The sequence below is a fragment of the Streptomyces sp. NPDC052687 genome (assembly GCF_040678395.1).
Lineage (GTDB): Bacteria > Actinomycetota > Actinomycetes > Streptomycetales > Streptomycetaceae > Streptomyces.
Genome location: NZ_JBFATR010000003.1, coordinates 273600 through 290894, shown reverse-complemented (window position 1 = coordinate 290894; position 17295 = coordinate 273600). Strand labels below are relative to the sequence as shown.

The 17295-nt window shown below is 71.7% G+C and carries 15 protein-coding genes and 1 riboswitch; of the genes, 1 reads left to right on the top strand and 14 read right to left on the bottom strand.

The window, feature by feature from the left end:
• Positions 1-15 precede the first annotated feature (15 nt).
• Positions 16-2544, top strand: coding sequence for an ABC transporter permease (locus AB0K92_RS06095; RefSeq protein WP_365919845.1), 2529 nt, complete (start codon positions 16-18; stop codon positions 2542-2544).
• Positions 2545-2650: 106 nt separating this feature from the next.
• Here AB0K92_RS06095 and AB0K92_RS06090 read toward each other — a convergent pair whose 3' ends face one another.
• From AB0K92_RS06090 to AB0K92_RS06025, 14 genes are all read right to left on the bottom strand, one after another.
• Entirely contained in the window at positions 2651-3952 is a 1302-nt protein-coding gene (locus tag AB0K92_RS06090) for a cyclopropane-fatty-acyl-phospholipid synthase family protein (protein WP_365919843.1), read from the bottom strand.
• 212 nt (positions 3953-4164) lie between these two features.
• Positions 4165-5556 carry an NAD(P)/FAD-dependent oxidoreductase gene (locus AB0K92_RS06085; protein WP_165999490.1) on the bottom strand — a complete coding sequence of 464 codons (1392 nt, stop codon included), beginning with the start codon at positions 5554-5556 and terminating at the stop codon, positions 4165-4167.
• A 446-nt stretch (positions 5557-6002) separates the two neighbouring features.
• Positions 6003-6944, bottom strand: coding sequence for a Ppx/GppA phosphatase family protein (locus tag AB0K92_RS06080; RefSeq protein ID WP_365919840.1), 942 nt, complete (start codon positions 6942-6944; stop codon positions 6003-6005).
• A complete protein-coding gene (locus tag AB0K92_RS06075; RefSeq protein WP_165999494.1) occupies positions 6941-7474 on the bottom strand; it encodes a DUF501 domain-containing protein in 534 nt (177 codons plus the stop codon). Before AB0K92_RS06075 ends, AB0K92_RS06080 begins: the two co-directional genes overlap by 4 nt.
• A gap of 20 nt (positions 7475-7494) precedes the next feature.
• Positions 7495-7980 carry a septum formation initiator family protein gene (locus AB0K92_RS06070; RefSeq protein WP_365919838.1) on the bottom strand — a complete coding sequence of 162 codons (486 nt, stop codon included), beginning with the start codon at positions 7978-7980 and terminating at the stop codon, positions 7495-7497.
• 112 nt (positions 7981-8092) lie between these two features.
• On the bottom strand, positions 8093-9373 hold the full coding sequence (gene eno / locus AB0K92_RS06065) for a phosphopyruvate hydratase (protein WP_165999498.1): 1281 nt from the start codon (positions 9371-9373) through the stop codon (positions 8093-8095).
• Between the two features lie 331 nt (positions 9374-9704).
• Complete coding sequence (locus AB0K92_RS06060; protein ID WP_365919835.1) at positions 9705-10391, bottom strand: transglycosylase family protein; 687 nt, start codon at positions 10389-10391, stop codon at positions 9705-9707.
• Between the two features lie 4 nt (positions 10392-10395).
• A riboswitch (cyclic di-AMP (ydaO/yuaA leader) is annotated at positions 10396-10574 on the bottom strand.
• Positions 10575-10756: 182 nt separating this feature from the next.
• A complete protein-coding gene (locus AB0K92_RS06055; RefSeq protein WP_365919833.1) occupies positions 10757-11803 on the bottom strand; it encodes a transglycosylase family protein in 1047 nt (348 codons plus the stop codon).
• 201 nt (positions 11804-12004) lie between these two features.
• Positions 12005-13300 (bottom strand): cytochrome P450, encoded by a 1296-nt coding sequence (locus AB0K92_RS06050; protein WP_365919831.1) that lies wholly within the window; start codon positions 13298-13300, stop codon positions 12005-12007.
• Between the two features lie 33 nt (positions 13301-13333).
• The gene (locus AB0K92_RS06045; protein WP_365919919.1) at positions 13334-13531 is read right to left on the bottom strand and encodes a hypothetical protein; all 198 of its coding nucleotides are present in this window, start codon (positions 13529-13531) and stop codon (positions 13334-13336) included.
• Positions 13528-14082 carry a DUF6415 family natural product biosynthesis protein gene (locus AB0K92_RS06040; protein ID WP_365919830.1) on the bottom strand — a complete coding sequence of 185 codons (555 nt, stop codon included), beginning with the start codon at positions 14080-14082 and terminating at the stop codon, positions 13528-13530. The genes AB0K92_RS06045 and AB0K92_RS06040 overlap by 4 nt, the downstream gene beginning before the upstream one ends.
• 129 nt (positions 14083-14211) lie before the next feature.
• A complete protein-coding gene (locus AB0K92_RS06035; protein WP_365919828.1) occupies positions 14212-15453 on the bottom strand; it encodes a helix-turn-helix transcriptional regulator in 1242 nt (413 codons plus the stop codon).
• 36 nt (positions 15454-15489) lie between these two features.
• The gene (locus tag AB0K92_RS06030; RefSeq protein ID WP_365919826.1) at positions 15490-16491 is read right to left on the bottom strand and encodes a nucleoside triphosphate pyrophosphohydrolase; all 1002 of its coding nucleotides are present in this window, start codon (positions 16489-16491) and stop codon (positions 15490-15492) included.
• Positions 16492-16613: 122 nt separating this feature from the next.
• A complete protein-coding gene (locus AB0K92_RS06025) occupies positions 16614-17258 on the bottom strand; it encodes a SurA N-terminal domain-containing protein (protein ID WP_365919824.1) in 645 nt (214 codons plus the stop codon).
• Between the last annotated feature and the right edge of the window lie 37 nt (positions 17259-17295).

Here is a 17295-nt window from a genome sequence, read left to right as displayed (position 1 = left end):
GACTGAGAAGAAGCGATGTTCCGAACCGCCTTGCGCAATGTGCTCGCGCACAAGGCCCGGCTCCTGATGACCGTGCTCGCCGTGATGCTCGGCGTGGCCTTCGTGTCGGGGACCCTGGTCTTCACCAACACCATCTCCGACGCCTACCAGAAGAGCTCCGCCAAGGGGTTCGACCAGGTCGACGTGGCCGTGGACCCCGAATACCAGGAGGACCGCGGCGACACCCTCGGCAAGACCCCCGAGCTGACCGGGGCCATGCTCGACAAGAGCGCGCGGGTGCCGGGCGCCGAGTCGGCCATCGGCGTCGTCACCGGCTTCACCGCCCTCGCCGACAAGGACGGCAAGCTGGTCGGCACCGGCTTCCAGTCTCAGGGCGGCAACTACTGGGGCGCCGACGACCCGCGCTACCCGCTCGTCGAGGGCCACGCCCCCAAGGGCCGCGGCGAGGTCGTCATCGACGCGAAGACCGCCGAGCGCACCGGCTACCGGGTCGGCGACACCCTGCGCCTGTCGGTGGACGGCCCGGTCCTGACGCCGAGGATCGCCGGCGTCTTCACCACCGACGACGGCAACGTCGCCGCCGGCGGCAGCCTCGCCCTGTTCGACACGGCGACCGCGCAGCGGCTGTTCGGCAAGACGGGCACGTACGACCAGATCGCCGTCAAGGCCAAGCCGGGCGTCAGCCAGGACGCGCTGAAGGCCCAGCTGGACAAGGCGCTGCCCGCGGGTCTCGTGGAGACCACCACGGGGCAGCGGCTCGCCGACGAACAGGCGGAGGCGATCGCCTCATCGATGAGCGGCCTGAAGCAGGGCCTGCTGGTGTTCGCCGGGATCGCGCTGTTCGTCGGCACCTTCATCATCGCCAACACCTTCACCATGCTGGTCGCCCAGCGCACCAAGGAGCTGGCGCTGCTGCGCGCGGTCGGCGCCTCCCGCCGCCAGGTCACCCGCTCGGTGCTGATCGAGGCGTTCGTGGTGGGCGTGGTCGCCGCGGTGACCGGACTTGCCGCGGGCATCGGGGTCGGCGCGGGCCTGCGCTCGCTGCTGGGCTCGCTCGGCGAGACGGTGCCGGACGGCCCGCTGGTGGTCACGCCCGGCACGGTCGCCGCCGCGCTCGCGGTCGGTGTCCTCGTCACCATGCTGGCCGCCTGGCTGCCGGGGCGCCGCGCGGCGAAGATCCCGCCGGTGGCCGCGATGAGCAGTGTGCACGCCCAGGCGACGGTGAAGTCGCTGGTGCTGCGGAACACGATCGGCGCGCTGTTCGCCGGGGCCGGTGTCGCGGTCGTCGTCGCGGCGACCTCCATGGGCGGCTCGGACGGCCAGGCGCCGATGGGCCTGGGCGCCTGCCTGCTGATCATCGGGGTGTTCGTGCTGACGCCGCTGCTGTCCCGGCCGCTGATCGCGGCCGCGTCGCCGGTGCTGCGGATCTTCGGGGTGGCGGGCAAGCTGGCCCGGCAGAACTCGGTGCGCAACCCGCGCCGTACGGCCGCCACCGCCTCCGCGCTGATGATCGGCCTGACCCTGATCACCGGGATGACGGTGATGGCGGGCAGCCTGCAGAACGCGATCGACAAGATGGCCTCGGACTCGATCCGCGCGGACTACGTCGTCTCCATGGCGAACGGCACCCCGCTCTCCCCGGACGTCGAGGAGAAGCTGCGCGGGACCGAGGGCGTCACCGCGACCAGCCCGATGCGCAACGCGCCGGCGCGCGTCGACGGGGACACCGAGTTCCTGACCGGTGTCACCGGTGACACGATCGGCGAGCTGACCGCGCTGCCGGTCGAGGACGGCAGGTTCGAGGTCGGCGGCGACCGGGTGGTCGTGGACGAGGACACCGCGAAGTCGCACGGGTGGAAGGCCGGGTCGGTGTTCACCGCGTCCTTCGAGGACGGCGCGAAGGAGCGGCTGACCGTCGCGGGCGTCTACCAGCCGAACGAGATGATGCGCGGCATCATGCTCGACCTGCCCGTTCTCGCCCCGCACCAGAGCGACCCGGCGGACATGCAGGTCATGGTGAGGACCGCCGACGGCGCCTCGGCCGCGACCAAGGACCGGCTGGAGAAGACGCTCGGCTCCAACCCGGCCATCAGGGTCCAGGACAAGCAGGACATCTCCGACGAGATCGCGCAGATGTTCACGATGATGCTGAACATGCTCTACGGCCTGCTGGCCATGGCGGTGATCGTGGCCGTCCTCGGTGTCATCAACACGCTGGCGATGTCGGTCTTCGAGCGCTCCCAGGAGATCGGCATGCTCCGCGCGATCGGCCTGGACCGCACCGGCATCAAGCGGATGGTCCGTCTGGAGTCCCTCGTCATCTCGCTGTTCGGCGGTGTCCTCGGCATCGGCCTCGGCGTGTTCTTCGGCTGGGCGGCCGGGGAGCTGATGGCGGACAGCCTGGCGACGTACGAACTGGTCCTGCCGTGGGCCCGGATGGGCGTGTTCCTGCTGCTGGCGGCCACGGTCGGCGTCCTGGCGGCGCTGTGGCCGGCGCGCCGCGCGGCCCGGCTGAACATGCTGACGGCGATCAAGTCGGAGTAGCGGCGGCGATACCGCACGAGCCACGAGGGCCCCGCTCCCGCGATCGGGAGCGGGGCCCTCGGGTGCTCAGACGTTCTGAGACGTTCTCAGACGTTCTCAGACGTTCTCAGACGTTCCAGGTGCGGGACCGCAGCGGCATCCCGGACCGCCCCGACTCGGGCGTGCGCACGGCGAGGACCTGGTTGACCCCGATGCGGTTGTGCTCGAAGGACAGCGCGGAGGCGGCCATGTACAGCCGCCAGACCCGGGCCCGGCCGAAGCCGGCCAGCCCCACGGCCCGCTCCCAGCCGGCCTCCAGGTTGGCGACCCAGCGGCGCAGGGTGAGCGCGTAGTGCTCGCGGATCGACTCCACGTCGCGCACCTCGAACCCGGCGCGCTCCAGCTGGGAGACGGTGGTGCCGATGGGGGCCAGCTCGCCGTCGGGGAAGACGTAGGCGTCGATGAACGCGTCGACGTCGTACGCGGATTCGTCGCGCTGCGGGCGGCGCGCGATCTGGTGGTTGAGCAGCCGTCCGCCCGGCGTCAGCAGGCGGTGCAGAGTCCGGGCGTACTCCAGGTACCTCTCGGACCCGACGTGTTCGGCCATGCCGATGGAGGAGATGGCGTCGTACGGGCCGTCGGTGACGTCGCGGTAGTCCTGGACGCGGATCTCGACCCGGTCGGTCAGTCCCTCGTCGGCGACCCGCTTGCGGGCGTAGGCCGCCTGCTCCTGCGAGAGCGTGATGCCGACGACGCTCACGCCGTGCTCGCGGGCGGCGTGGATGGCCATCGAGCCCCAGCCGCAGCCCACGTCGAGCAGTCGCCGGCCGGGGCGCAGGGCGAGCTTGCGGCAGACGAGTTCGAGCTTGTCGCGCTGGGCGTCCTCCAGGGTGCCGCCCTGGTCCTCGGGGGCCTCCCAGTAGGCGCACGAGTAGACCATGGACGGGCCGAGCACCAGCTCGTAGAAGTCGTTGCCCACGTCGTAGTGGTGGCTGATGGCCCGTCTGTCGGTGCGCCGGGTGTGCAGATGGCGCCGCCGGCGGACCTCCTCCTTCGGCGGGGCGGGCGGCAGCGCGGGCCCCGCCATCCGCACCAGGCCCCGTACGGCGGCCCGGACCCCGGGATCCCGCAACGCCTCCGCGAGGGTGCGGGCGTCCTCGTCCCGCTCCCAGAGGAGCCCGGCCATCAGGTCGAGCGCCGCGTACAGATCGCCCTCGACGTCGAGATCGCCCGCGACCCAGGCCCGCGCCAGCCCCAGCTCGCCCGGCTTCCACAGCAGCCTGCGCAGCGCCCGCCGGTGGCGCACGACCAGCACCGGAGCGCCCGGTGGCCCGGCCTGCGAGCCGTCCCAGGCCCGGATCCCGACCGGGAGCGGCACTCCCAGCACCTGCTCGAACAGCTCCCTCAGCCGCGGCGCGGCGTCCGCCATGGTGCACACCTCCGTGACAGCGATCCCGGAAAGTCCGACACCACGTAAACACCTGCGGCCGCGCAGCGCAGTCCCCCACGCGCGTTACGGCTGGGCAAAACCCCTGCGGGGCGGGTCGGGTGGCGGGTCGGGTGGCCGGGGAACGCCGAAGGGGCCGCCCGCACCACGGATGGCAGGCGGCCCCTTCGGGGTGTCGCTGAGGTGACCGGGGGTCAGGAGGCCTTGGCCCGCTCCTCGGTCTTCGGCGCGGCGGTGGCGGCGGGAGCCGGGGCCGGCTTGGCGGCCTCGTAGAACTCCTCGCGCGGGGACTCCAGGGCGCCGAGGGAGACGACCTCGCGCTTGAGGAACATGCCGAGGGTCCAGTCCGCGAAGACGCGGATCTTGCGGTTCCAGGTCGGCATGGCCAGACCGTGGTAGCCGCGGTGCATGTACCAGGCGAGACGTCCCTTGAGCTTGATCTTCATCTTGCCCATGACGATCATCGCGACGCCCTTGTGCAGGCCGAGGCCCGCGACCGCGCCCTTGTTGGCGTGGCTGTACTCCTTCTGCGGGAAGCCCCGCATACCGGAGACCACGTTGTCGCCGAGGACCTTGGCCTGGCGCAGCGCGTGCTGGGCGTTCGGCGGGCACCAGGCGTTCTCGTTGCCCGCCTTGCGGCCGACGAGGTCCGGGACCTGGGCGTTGTCGCCCGCGGCCCAGATGTAGTCGGTGCCCTTGACCTGGAGGGTGGGCTCGCAGTCGACGTGGCCGCGGGGGCCGAGCGGCAGGCCGAAGCGGGCCAGCGCCGGGTTCGGCTTGACGCCGGCGGTCCACACGATGGTGTTGGCGTCGACCTCCAGGCCGTTCTTCAGCACCACGTGGCCGTCGACGCAGGAGTCCATCGACGTGGAGAGGTAGACCTCGACGCCGCGGCTCTCCAGGTGCTCCTTGCCGTACTGGCCGAGCTTGGGGCCGACCTCGGGGAGGATCTTGTCGGCGGCGTCGACGAGGATGAAGCGCATGTCCTCGCGGGACACGTTCTTGTAGTACTTGGCCGCGTCGCGGGCCATGTCCTCGACCTCGCCGATGGTCTCGGCGCCGGCGAAGCCACCGCCGATGAAGACGAAGGTGAGTGCCTTGCGGCGGATCTCCTCGTCGGTGGTGGAGTCGGCCTTGTCCAGCTGCTCCAGCACGTGGTTGCGCAGGCCGATGGCCTCCTCGATGCCCTTCATGCCGATGCCCTGCTCGGCGAGGCCGGGGATCGGGAAGGTGCGGGAGACGGCGCCGAGCGCGATCACCAGGTAGTCGAAGGGCAGCTCGTACGCCTCGCCGGTCAGCGGGGCGATCGTGGCGACCTTGCGGTCCTGGTCGATGGTGGTGACCCGGCCGGTGAGGACCTCCGCCTTGGGCAGCACGCGTCGCAGCGGGACGACGACGTGCCGCGGGGAGATGCTGCCGGCGGCGGTTTCGGGGAGGAAGGGCTGGTAGGTCATGTACGACCGGGGGTCGACGACCGTGACGGTCGCCTCGCCGTAGCGCATCTTCTTGAGGATGCGCCGAGCTGCGTACAGGCCTACGTACCCACCGCCTACTACGAGGATCCTGGGACGCTCCGTGGTGCTCATGCCATCGAGTATCCACCCGGTTGGAGGGGGTGGTTCGTGCGCCCCTTCACAAGCTTTCACAGGGCCTGTGCTACACTCCCCGGCTCGCGTGACTTAGATCATGTCTAAGTGCGGGAACCGTGAGCGCCCCAACTCCGTTGTCAATGCCGCGTGAGCTGCCTCTCTGGGCTACGGACGGGTGCGTGAGGCCGTCGGAACACGTTCTTCGACGCGAGATCCGCAGGGTCGGCGGAGTCCTCTTCTGAACATGTTCAACGACCCCGGTAACCCCCGGAAGGGCCAACCGGCCCCTATCCGTGCCCCGGTAGGGCCGATTTCCTTGTGAAGAACTTCACGAACTTTCCCGACGGCATGTCAACGAGGGGCCCCGGAAGGGCCCCCCGCGTGTCGCTCATACGGTATCCAGGCTGCTCAACCGCTGACTACCGGCGGGTAACAAAAGAGAGCTACGCCACCGACCACGCGATGCCGTCCAGGATGTCGTGCTCGCTCACCACGACCTCCTCCGCGCCGATGCGCTCCATGATCGCCAGCAGGACGAGGGCGCCCGCGGCGATGACGTCGACCCGGCCGGGGTGCATGGACGGCACGGCGGCGCGCTCGGCGTGGGTGGAGCGCAGCAGCCAATCGGTGATCTCGCGGACCCGGTCACGGGAGATCCGGGAGTGGTGGATGGCGGCCGAGTCGTACTCCGGCAGCTCCTGGGCGATGGCGGAGACCGTCGTCACCGAGCCGGCCAGGCCCACCAGCGTGCGCGCCTCGCGCAGCGGCACGCTCCGCTCGGCCAGGTCGAGCGCGGCCTCGATGTCGGCGCGCATGGCCGCGATCTGCTCCTCGGTGGGCGGGTCGGTGACCGCGCCGTCCACCACCAGGTGCCGCTCGGTCATCCGGACACAGCCGACGTCCACCGAGCGGGCGGCGCGCACGTGCTCCTCGCCGACGACGAACTCCGTGGAGCCGCCGCCGATGTCCACCACCAGGAAGGGCCGCTCCAGGTGGTCGTGGCCGGCCAGCTCCTTGGTGGCGCCGGTGAAGGAGAACTCGGCCTCCTGGTCGCCGCTGATGACCTCGGGCTCGACGCCGAGGATGTCCACGACGCCGCGCACGAACTCGTCGCGGTTCTCGGCGTCCCGCGAGGCGGAGGTGGCCACGAAGCGCAGCCGCTCGGCGCCGTACTCCTCGATGACGGCGGCGTACTCGCGGCAGGCCGCGAAGGTGCGCTCCAGCGCCTCGGGGGCCAGCCGCCCGGTGCGGTCGACGCCCTGGCCGAGCCGCACGATCGTCATCCGGCGGTCCAGTTCCGCCAGTTCACCCGTGGCCGGGTCGCAGTCGGCGACCAGGAGGCGGATGGAGTTCGTACCGCAGTCGACGGCGGCGACCCGGGTCACTGTCCGCCCTCCTCACCGGCGAGGGTCACGCAGGAGCCCTTGCGCCACCACTCCGGCAGCATGGCCAGGGCCTCGTCGCCCAGCGGGTTCACGCCGGGGCCGGCGGCCAGCGAGTGGGCGACCAGCACGTGCAGGCACTTGACCCGGTCCGGCATGCCGCCGGCGCTCGGGAAGCCCTTCAGCTCCTCGATCTCGTCGCGGCGCCGGATGTAGTCCTCGTGCGCGGCGCGGTACGCGGCGGCCAGCTCCGGGTCGCTCTCCAGCCGGGCCGTCATCTCCTTCATCACGCCGTTCGCCTCCAGCGTGCCGATGGCCGAGTTGGCCTTCGGGCACGTCAGGTAGTACAGCGTCGGGAAGGGCGTGCCGTCGGGCAGCCGCGGGGCCGTCTCCACGACGTCCGGCTGCCCGCACGGGCAGCGGTGGGCGATCGCGCGCAGCCCGCGCGGCGGTCGGCCGAGCTGCTGCTGGAAGGCCTCGACGTCCGCGTCGGTGGGCTCGGTGCGCGGGGTGGGCGGCGGGGGCGTGTCCATGCCTGTCTTTCTGTGTCCGTTCAACGGTCCGGGACATCGGCGGCGTCGGCCTGGTCGACGCCGTCCCAGACGTTCGAGTACCAGGGGCGGTCGGCCCCGCCCGTGTCGGTGCGGGACTGCTCGGCCGCGTCCGGGTCGATCACCACGTACCCGGTCTCGCCGGGCATCACATAGTGCAGCCGCTTGCGGATCTGCTGCTCGGCGTACGCGTCGTCCTGCCACCGCGCCTTCTGGTCGCGCAGCCGTTCGACGCGCTCGCGCGCCTGCCGCTGCTCCCGCTCCAGATCGGCGATCTCGGCGCGCTGGGCGACGTACTGCCTTATCGGGTAGGCGAGCGCCACGACCAGCGAGCAGACCACCAGCGCCAGCAGCGCGGCCCGGCCGGTCAGCCGGGAGCGGCGGGCCTGCCGCTTGGTCTGCGAGCGGTAGACACGGGCGGCGGTCTGCTCGCCGAGCAGTCTGATCCTGGTCGCGGTGGAGAACCGGTCCCGGTCCCTCACGGCCATCGTCCCGCCTCCCGTTCACGCGCGTACGTCCCCGCACACGGTACGGGACCGAGTACGGGGACGTACGTACGACGCTTCCTACGCGGGCGTCAGCCCTGCACGGCCGCGGTGCTCAGCCCTTGAAGCGCGGGAACGCGCTGCGGCCGGCGTACACCGCGGCGTCGTCGAGGATCTCCTCGATGCGCAGCAGCTGGTTGTACTTGGCGACGCGCTCGGAGCGGGCCGGGGCGCCGGTCTTGATCTGGCCGCAGTTGGTGGCGACGGCGAGGTCGGCGATGGTGACGTCCTCGGTCTCGCCGGAGCGGTGGGACATCATGCACTTGTAGCCGTTGCGCTGGGCCAGCTCGACGGCGTCCAGGGTCTCGGTGAGCGAGCCGATCTGGTTCACCTTCACCAGCAGGGCGTTCGCGGCGCCCTCCTCGATGCCCTTGGCCAGGCGCTCGGGGTTGGTGACGAACAGGTCGTCGCCGACGAGCTGGACCTTGTCACCGAGCTGGGCGGTGATGGTCTTCCAGCCCTCCCAGTCGTCCTCGAACAGCGGGTCCTCGATGGAGACCAGCGGGTACGCCTCGACCAGTTCGGCGTAGTACTCGGTCATCTCGGCGGCGGAGCGGTTCTTGCCCTCGAAGACGTACACGCCGTCCTTGTAGAACTCGGACGCGGCCACGTCGAGGGCGAGGGCGATCTGCTCGCCGGGGGTGTAGCCGGCCTCCTTGATCGCCTCGAGGATGAGGTCGAGGGCCTCGCGGTTGGAGCCGAGGTTCGGGGCGAAGCCGCCCTCGTCGCCGAGGCCGGTGGACAGGCCGCGGTTCTTCAGCACCTTCTTGAGGGTGTGGTAGACCTCGGCGCCCCAGCGCAGGGCCTCGGAGAAGGACTCCGCGCCGATGGGGGCGATCATGAACTCCTGGATGTCCACGTTGGAGTCGGCGTGCGAGCCGCCGTTCAGGATGTTCATCATCGGCACCGGGAGCAGGTGCGCGTTGGGGCCGCCCAGGTAGCGGAAGAGCGGCAGGTCGCTGGCCTCGGAGGCGGCGTGCGCGACGGCGAGCGAGACGCCGAGGATGGCGTTGGCGCCGAGCGAGCCCTTGTTGTCGGTGGCGTCCAGGTCGAACATGGCCTGGTCGATCAGGCGCTGCTCGGTGGCGTCGTAACCGACCAGCTCCGGGCCGATCTGCTCGATCACGGCGAGAACGGCCTTCTCGACACCCTTGCCGAGGTAGCGGTTCGAGTCGCCGTCGCGCAGCTCGATGGCCTCGAAGGCGCCCGTGGAGGCGCCGGACGGGACGGCGGCACGACCGGTGCTGCCGTCGTCGAGGCCGACCTCGACCTCGACCGTGGGGTTGCCTCGGGAGTCCAGGATTTCCCGGGCTACGACGACGTCGATGGACGGCACGAGCATCTCCTTCGTGGATGTGACGCGGTGGGCAGAACCGCGGGTGTGGCTCTGCGAGACGAGCCTAACCGGCTCCGGGGGATCGGCCAGCCGACCGCCCACCCCGTGGACGGAACCGAGAGTAAATTGTTTCCGAACGGAACAAAGCCCGTTCCGGAAAATTCGCGGCCACGGCCTCGGTCACGGTCGCGGCATGCGGTGTCGGCACGCGGCCACGGTCGCGGCACGCGGCCGGGTGGGTCCGTGCCCGGACATGCCCCCGCCCCGGTGCGTACGGGGGAGACGCACCGGGGCGGGGAGACTGCGGGGCTGCCGCTTGCCTCTTGTCTTCTTACTTGAGGTGCAGCTGCTGGCCCGGGTAGATGAAGTCGGCGTCGTCGACGATGTCCTTGTTCAGCTCGAACAGCTTCTGCCAGCCGCCCTTGACGTCGTGCTCCGCGGCGATGGTGCTGAGGGTGTCGCCCTTGACCACCTTGTACTCGCCGTCACCCTTCTCGACCTTCTTGCCGGTCGGGGTGGTGACGGTCTTCTCGGCCTTCGGGGCCGGCTCGGCGGCCGGGCGCTCGGCGGAGCGGGAGGCCGGCTGCTCCTCGGTCTCACGGGCGGGGGCGGAGCCGGTGCTCTCGGCGGAGCCGCCGTTGTACGGAGCGCTGGAGAGGTTGACACCGCAGTGCGGCCACGCGCCCTTGCCCTGGCCCGCGAGGACCTTCTCGGCGATGGCGATCTGCTGCTCCTTGGTGGCCTGGTCGGCGGTGGCGGCGTACTGCGTGCCACCGTACGCGGCCCAGGTGGAGGCGGAGAACTGCAGACCGCCGTAGTAGCCGTTGCCGGTGTTGATGGACCAGTTGCCACCGGACTCGCACTGGGCGACGGCGTCCCACTCGGCGGCGGTGGCGGCGGAGGCGTTGCCGGCCGCCATCAGCGGAGCGGCGACGGCGGCGCCGGTGACACCGGCGAGCGCGATGGCGCGGGTGGCCTTGAACGGACGACGGTGCTTGCCCTTGCCGGAAAACAGCATGGATCGATCCCCTCACCGACGCCTGCGAGGTGAGCTGTCGGGTTCGGGCCGGTTGAGTTGCCCGGCCGCGGCTCTTGCGAGCCGCGGCTTCACCCCGAGCCGGTTCCGGTGTCGAGTCTCCTCAACGGCCGGGACCGGCACTTACCTTGGGTCCCCCGCTCCTGCCTACGGCGCTTGAAGCGACGACTGTTCCCGGGCGGCCGCTGGCAGGATTCGGCGTTGCGGCAGCCGGGGCTCGCGGTGACGAGCGGCTTCGACCGTAGCCAGGCGATCGGCGGATTTTCAAAGACGATCAGGGCTTCTGAGACCTATCTCTCACCGTGTTTATAACGGACATTCACCGCGAACCGTGTGCTGAAGTCCCGCTACTTTTCTCCCGGTTCAACCCCTACCTCCAGCGTCTGACCGGGGAGGATGAGGTCGGGGTCGGTGCCCACGGTCGCCTTGTTCTCGGCGTACAGCGCGGACCATCCGCCGTCCAGCTCAAGGGAGTCCGCGATGCCCCACAGGCTGTCGCCGGCGCGGACCGTGTAGGTGCCGTCGGCCGCGTCGCGGGCGGCGGCGGAGTCGCGCGAGGCGTGCCGGCCGGAGGGCTCGGTCGTACGGCTGTCGGCGGCCTCCTCCTCGGCGCTGTCGCCGCGGTGGCGCCCGGTACCGGTGGAGCCGGTGTCGGCGGTGCCCGAAGACGGGTCGTTCCGGCCGGAGTTGTCCGAGTAGTCCCGCTTCGTGGTGGCCGTGGAGGAGTCGCCACCTCCCGAGGACGCGGGGTCGGAGGCGCTCGAAGACGGCGAAGACGTGGCAGAACCGGACGATTCGGCACCTTCCGGAGTTCCGGAGGAACCGGTGCCGCCGGAGATTCCGGAACGCGCGGAGGATCCGGCCGATTCGGCGGAACCGGAGGAACCGGAGGTTTCCGAGGATCGCGACGAGTCGGACAAGCCGGACTCGGGGCTCGCCGAGGAGCCCGCGTCCGGCGTGGCCGACGCACCCGACGCGGCGTCAGCCGCCAGACCGGTGTCGACCCCCGGAGACGCGGAGTCGCCGTCGAGGCCGGCGAGCACACCGCAGGTGGGCCAGGCCGCCACACCCTCGGCGGCCAGGATTCTCTCGGCCACGGCGATCTGCTGCGAACGGCTGGCCACGTCGGGGCTCTCGGCGTAGTCCAGGCCGCCGTACTTCACCCAGTTCTCCTGGGAGATCTGGAGGCCGCCGTAGTAGCCGTTGCCGTTGTCCGCGCTCCAGGAGCCACCGCTCTCGCACTCCGCGACCCTGTCCCACGTGACCCCGCTGGCGGCGCTCGCGCCGCTCGCGCCGAGGAGCGGGATGGCGATGGCGGAACCGGTCACTCCGGCCGCGACGATGAGGGCCGGAGCCTGGCGGGGGCGACGGTGACGACCGTTCCCGGAGAGCATGCGGAGACCTTTCGCGAGACAACGGTGACGGCGCGGCGGAGATGCTGTGATCACCGCCGTCACACTGATGGGTGAACGTATCGGCAGACGATCACTTGTCACAAGTTCATGCCGCGCAGATCACGTGAAGATCACAGAGGTGAGTGCGTGTCACCTTCGCGGCGGCACAGGGCCGCTGCGCGCGCAGGAGCCCGGTGCACCTCACCGCTCCGGTGTGAACTCCACGGGCAGCGTGCGCAGTCCGCGCATGATGAGTCCGCCGCGCCAGCGCAGGTCCGCGGGGTCCGCGGCCAGCCGCAGGTCCGGCAGGCGCGTGAGGAGGGTGGCGAGCGCGGTCTGGCCCTCCAGGCGGGCGAGCGGGGCGCCCAGGCAGTAGTGGATGCCGTGCCCGTATCCGAGGTGCTGGTTGTCGCGGCGGGCGAGGTCCAGGGTGTCGGGGTCGGCGAACCGGGCGGGGTCGCGGTCGGCGGCGGCGAGCACGACGAGGACCGGGTCGCCGGGGGCGATGTCCTGACCGCCGATGGTGAGCGGCCGGGTGGCGAAGCGCCAGGTGGCCAGCTCCACCGGACCGTCGTAGCGCAGGAGTTCCTCCACTCCGGTCTCCAGCAGAGCGCGCTCCCCGGCCGCCAGGGAGCGCTGGAGGCGCTCACGCTGTTCCGGGTGGGTCAGCAGGGCGTACGTGCCGTTGCCGATGAGGTTGACCGTGGTCTCGAAACCGGCGAACAGCAGGATGAACGCCATCGCCGCCGCCTCGTTCTCGGTGAGGTGCTCGCCGTGGTCGGAGGCGCGGATGAGACCCGAGATCAGGTCCTCGCCGGGCGCGGGCTCGGCGGGCAGGGCCTCGCGCTTGCGGTGGATGAGGTCGGCGAGATAGCCGCGCATCTTCTTCACCGAGCGCGCCACCCCGCCGCGCGGTCCCCCGCCGTGCCGGATCATCATGCCCGCCCAGTCCCGGAAGTCGTCCTGGTCCTCGCGCGGTACGCCCAGCATGTCGCAGATGGCGTAGATGGGCAGCGGGAAGGCGAACTCGTGGATGAGGTCGGCGGACCCGGTGCGGGCGAACCCGTCGATGAGGCGGTCGGTCAGCTCCTGCACGCGCGGCGCGAACTCCGCGACGCGCCGGGGCGTGAACGCCTTCGACACCAGGCGGCGCAGCCGGGTGTGGTCCGGCGGGTCGATGTTGAGCAGATGCGTCATCAGCTCCGCCTTGCGCTCACCCGGAATGCCCGTCTTGCCCTTGGCGTGCGCCGGTTCGGCGTGGTGCTCCGGGTTCTTCGACAGCCGCTGGTCGGCCAGCGCCTGCCTGGCGTCGGCGTACCGGGTGACCAGCCAGGCCTCCACCCCGCTGGGCAGCCGCGTCCGGTGCACCGGGGCGTGCTCGCGCAGCCAGGCGTAGGCGGGGTACGGGTCGGTGGCGAACTCCCAGGTGAACAGGGCCGGGGCGGCGGACTGGGGCTGCCGGGGGCGGGACTGCGGGGGGTGGGGCTGGTCGGTCACGTCGTCGACGGTATCCGCAGGCGGCCGCCGTCCTCATCCCGAGGCCGGGCGGCGTCCCGGGGCGTGGTGGTTGCGGATCTCCACGTTGCAGTCGGTGACCCGCGAGTGGTCACCCCGCGCCGCCGCCTCCGCGCGCTGCCGGGCGAGCGCCTGGCACACCGCGCAGTCCGGCCGCGCGGCCGGCGGGCCGAGGGGCGGGCCGAGGTCGATCGGCCGCTCCTGTGCCGTCACGGCCGCCCGCCCCCGCCCACGGCCGTGAGGTCCACGTGCCGTGGCGCTCGCCGGTAGTCCTCGTAGAGCGCGTCGGCGGCCGGGCAGCACAGGTTGGCGTTCACACCGTGCTCGTCCGTCGCCATGCAGGTCTCACAGCCGAGACAGTGGTTCCACAGCCCCAGCAGCGAGACCAGCTGCGGGTCGAGCACGACCGGGTGCCCGCCGCTGAGGTTCTCGTAGTGGTCGCACAGCGCGCTGACGGACCGGGCCAGCCGCTGGGCGTACGCGACCCGCGCGGGCAGCGTACGGCCCGGCGCGAGACTCATGCGCGTACGGGCCCGCATGACGGCGACGTTCGCGCAGGCGCGCGGCGGGTCGTCCTCCGGCAGCTCGTCGGCCAGCGCCTCCACCACGGGCAGGGCCGGCATGAGGTGCCCCCGCAGCTGAAGCGTCAGCGTCTCCAACTCGTCCTCTTCTAAGGGGAGTCGGGCGTCGTCCGCGAGCAGGGCCCGCGCGGCGGCGCGCATGGCGGGGATGTCCAAGGGGGCGGTCGTGTCGCTGGGTGGCACGCCTCTCACCTCCGCGTCTCGGTGATCGTTGCGTCACCGAAGGTAAGGCGAGGGGTGGTGAGCGGACAGGCACGCCGCGTGTCCGTTACGGCGACGGCTCGCCGGGGACGGACACGGAACGTGCCCCTGCTACTGGGTGCCGAAGAACGCCGCGAGTTCCCGCTGCTTCGAGGTCGGACTGCGCCGCTTGTTCCCGCGCAGCACTTCGTGGAACGTGTCCGCGGCCATCCGCTGGTGCCGCAGCCACTGCGGTGTCTCGTCCATCAGCGAGCCCAGGATGTCCGTCGCCGCGTCCGTCTGCCGCAGCATCACGTGGGCCTGCGCCACGTCCAGCAGATGACGGCGCATGAACAGCCGTCCCTTCGCGTCGGCCGGCCGGGGCATCCGCTCCGACAGGCGCAGCACCCGGTCGGGTTTCTCCGCCACCAGCTGGTTCTCGATGCCCTGGAACGCGACCGTCCGCCAGTCGAACCGCCCCCACGAGGACACCGCGACGGCCTGCGCGCCGCCGAGCGCGGCCCCCGCCGTACGGCCCAGCCGGAGGATGTCGCGGGCTTCCCGGGGCCGGTTGTTGCGGGCGGCGGCCGCGCTGCCGTGCACCAGCAGCTTTCCCCAGGCGCCGAGCGCCTGACGGGTGGCCCGTGAGATCCGGGGCTCGACGGCGTCCGCCGTGGCGATGCTGACCTGCTCGGCCTCGTCCAGGCGGCCCTGCCGCATCAGCAGCCAGCCCTGCTGGTACACGGCCGCGGCGACGCCCCCCATGTCCTTGATCCGTGCGGCGTCCTCGATGGCGTCGCGCAGCGCGATGTGGGCGAGGTCGTACGCACGGACCTGGGTGAGATAGCGGCCGGCCATCTGGAGCACGTCGGAGCGGATCCGCAGTGCCTCGGTGTGTTCGGGGCCGTGGTCGAAGTGGTCGGCCGCGGAGTGGGCGGCGTGGACGAGGGAGGGCAGGAAGCCGGCGACGTAGCCGTAGTCGTCGCGGTGGTAGGCCGTGCCGACCTCGGCGGCGGTGGACCGGAGCCGGCCGAGGTCGGGCTCGGCGATCGCGTCGGTCAGGCGCCCGCCCAGCGTGACCGGCGGCGCGAGCGCCTGGCGGAGCGGCATCAGGTCGATGTTGTCGTCGTCGCCGCGCGTGGTGGCGTGCGGACCGCCCGGTTCGAACAGCGCGGAGGTGCGGACACCGAGGGTGCGGGCCAGGGCGTGGTACGTCTCCAGGCGGGCGGTGCCGCCCCGTTCGAGCTTCTTCACGACTCCCGGGCTCAGCTGGGCGCGTTCCGCGAGGCCTTCTTGGGTGAGGCCCCTGGTGAGGCGGAGTTCCTTGAGCCGGTCACCCGGGTGTGTGGGCCTCTTGTCGGCGGAGTGGGGCATGCCGTGCTCCGTTCTCGGTACGCCTTTCCCCGGTACCTACCCCTCCTTCTTCGCTGCCCTCTCATAGGCGACGATCGCGTCCCGGTACGCCCGCGCAGCCGCCCGCAGGGCCGCCTCCGGGTCGGTGCCCTCGGATTCGGCGCGGGCCGCGAGGGCGAGGAGTTCGTAGCCGATGCCCTCGGCCGGCGGGAGGGGGACCTCCAGGCCCGCCGTGCGCACCCGGCCGGCCAGCTTCGCGGCCAGGGCGAGGCCCGGCTGGTGCAGGGGGACGCCCTCGGTCACCGACGTGCGCCGCTTCTCCTCGGCCTTGGTGCGCAGCCAGTGTTCCTTGACCTCCTCCGGGGTGGTGGCGGTCTCGTCGCCGAACACGTGCGGGTGGCGGTGGATCAGCTTGGCGACGATGCCGCCGGCGACGTCGTCGATGGAGAACGGCGCGTCCGGGTCCTCCTCGGCGATCCGGGAGTGGAAGACGACCTGGAGCAGGACGTCGCCCAGCTCCTCGCGCAGCTCGTCGCGGTCGCCGTCCTCGATCGCCTCGACCAGCTCGTACGCCTCCTCGATGGCGTACTTGGCCAGGCCCTTGTGGGTCTTCTGGGAGGTCCAGGGGCACTCCGCGCGGAGGCGGTCCATGACCTGCACGAGGTCGAGGAGGCGGGCGCCGGGCAGGTCGTAGGAGGCGGGCAGCAGCTCCAGCTCGGGCATGCGGACCCTGCCGGATCCGGCGAGCCGGGCCAGGCCGTCGGTCAGGGCGGGCTCGCCCTCGCCGGTGGCGACGACGACCACCGTGCGGCCCCCGGTGCAGGCGTCGACCAGTTCCTCGGCCGTCGGCGCGGCCTCGTCGACCGCTATGCCGGCCTCGCGGAGATAGGGCAGCTGCGGGTGTGCCCCGTCCGCGCACAGCACGCGGTCGGCGGCGCGCAGCGCCTGCCACGCGGGCCAGGAGAGCAGGCCGGGGGCGACGCGGTGGCTGGTGGTGAGCAGGACGACGCGGCCGGGGGCGGTGGGGTCCGGGGCGCCTTCGAGGCTGGTTGCGTTCACGATCCGAACGTAACCCACACCGCCGACGGACTTCAGAGGCTGTCCACAGCCCCGGTGCGATCATCACACCGGCGACCGGTCGTACCGCTCCCGCCGCCCCGGAGCGCCTTCCCGCCGCCCGGTCAGGCCGGCTGCTGCTGCCCCGCCGCCGTGAGGTCCCGCACCCACGGCGTCTTCGCGTCGACGCGGCCGCTCTTCTCCACGTCCCAGCTGCCGTACCGCGGGTTGAGGTCGACGCCGAGCTTCTGCGACGTCTCGGACAGGGCCTTCCAGAAGGCGGGCCGGCTGGTGTCGGTGCCCAGCTTCGCGGCGAGCTTCTGGGCCTCCAGCTGGAGGCGCAGGTTCTCGTCCAGGCGCTCCGGCGCCACGCTGTACTGCTGCAGCCAGGCCGTCTCCAGCGCCTTCGCCCCGCCGACCTGCTGTTCCAGGCCGGACCGCATCTCCTGGACCTCCTTGCGGGACACGGTGACGCCCGCGTCCCGCGCGGCCTGGTGCAGCACCTTGTCCAGGACCATGCCGTGCAGGGTGTCGCGGGTGAGGCGGCCGGTCTTGGCGATGGCCTGCGCGTACTGCGCCTCGTCGGCCACCGCGGAGCGCTGGGCCGCGCGGACCTCGTCGACCCGGTTCTCCAGCTGTGCGACGGTGATCCGCTGGTCCCCGACGACGGCCGCCGCGCCCGGACGCGCATCGTTTCCGCAGGCGGTGAGCAGGGGTGCCGCGGCGATCGCGGCGGACAGCAGGAGCGCGGTGCGACGGCGGCGGTGCAAGGAGACCTCCCGAGGAGATTGTGCGTCGGTGCACAAA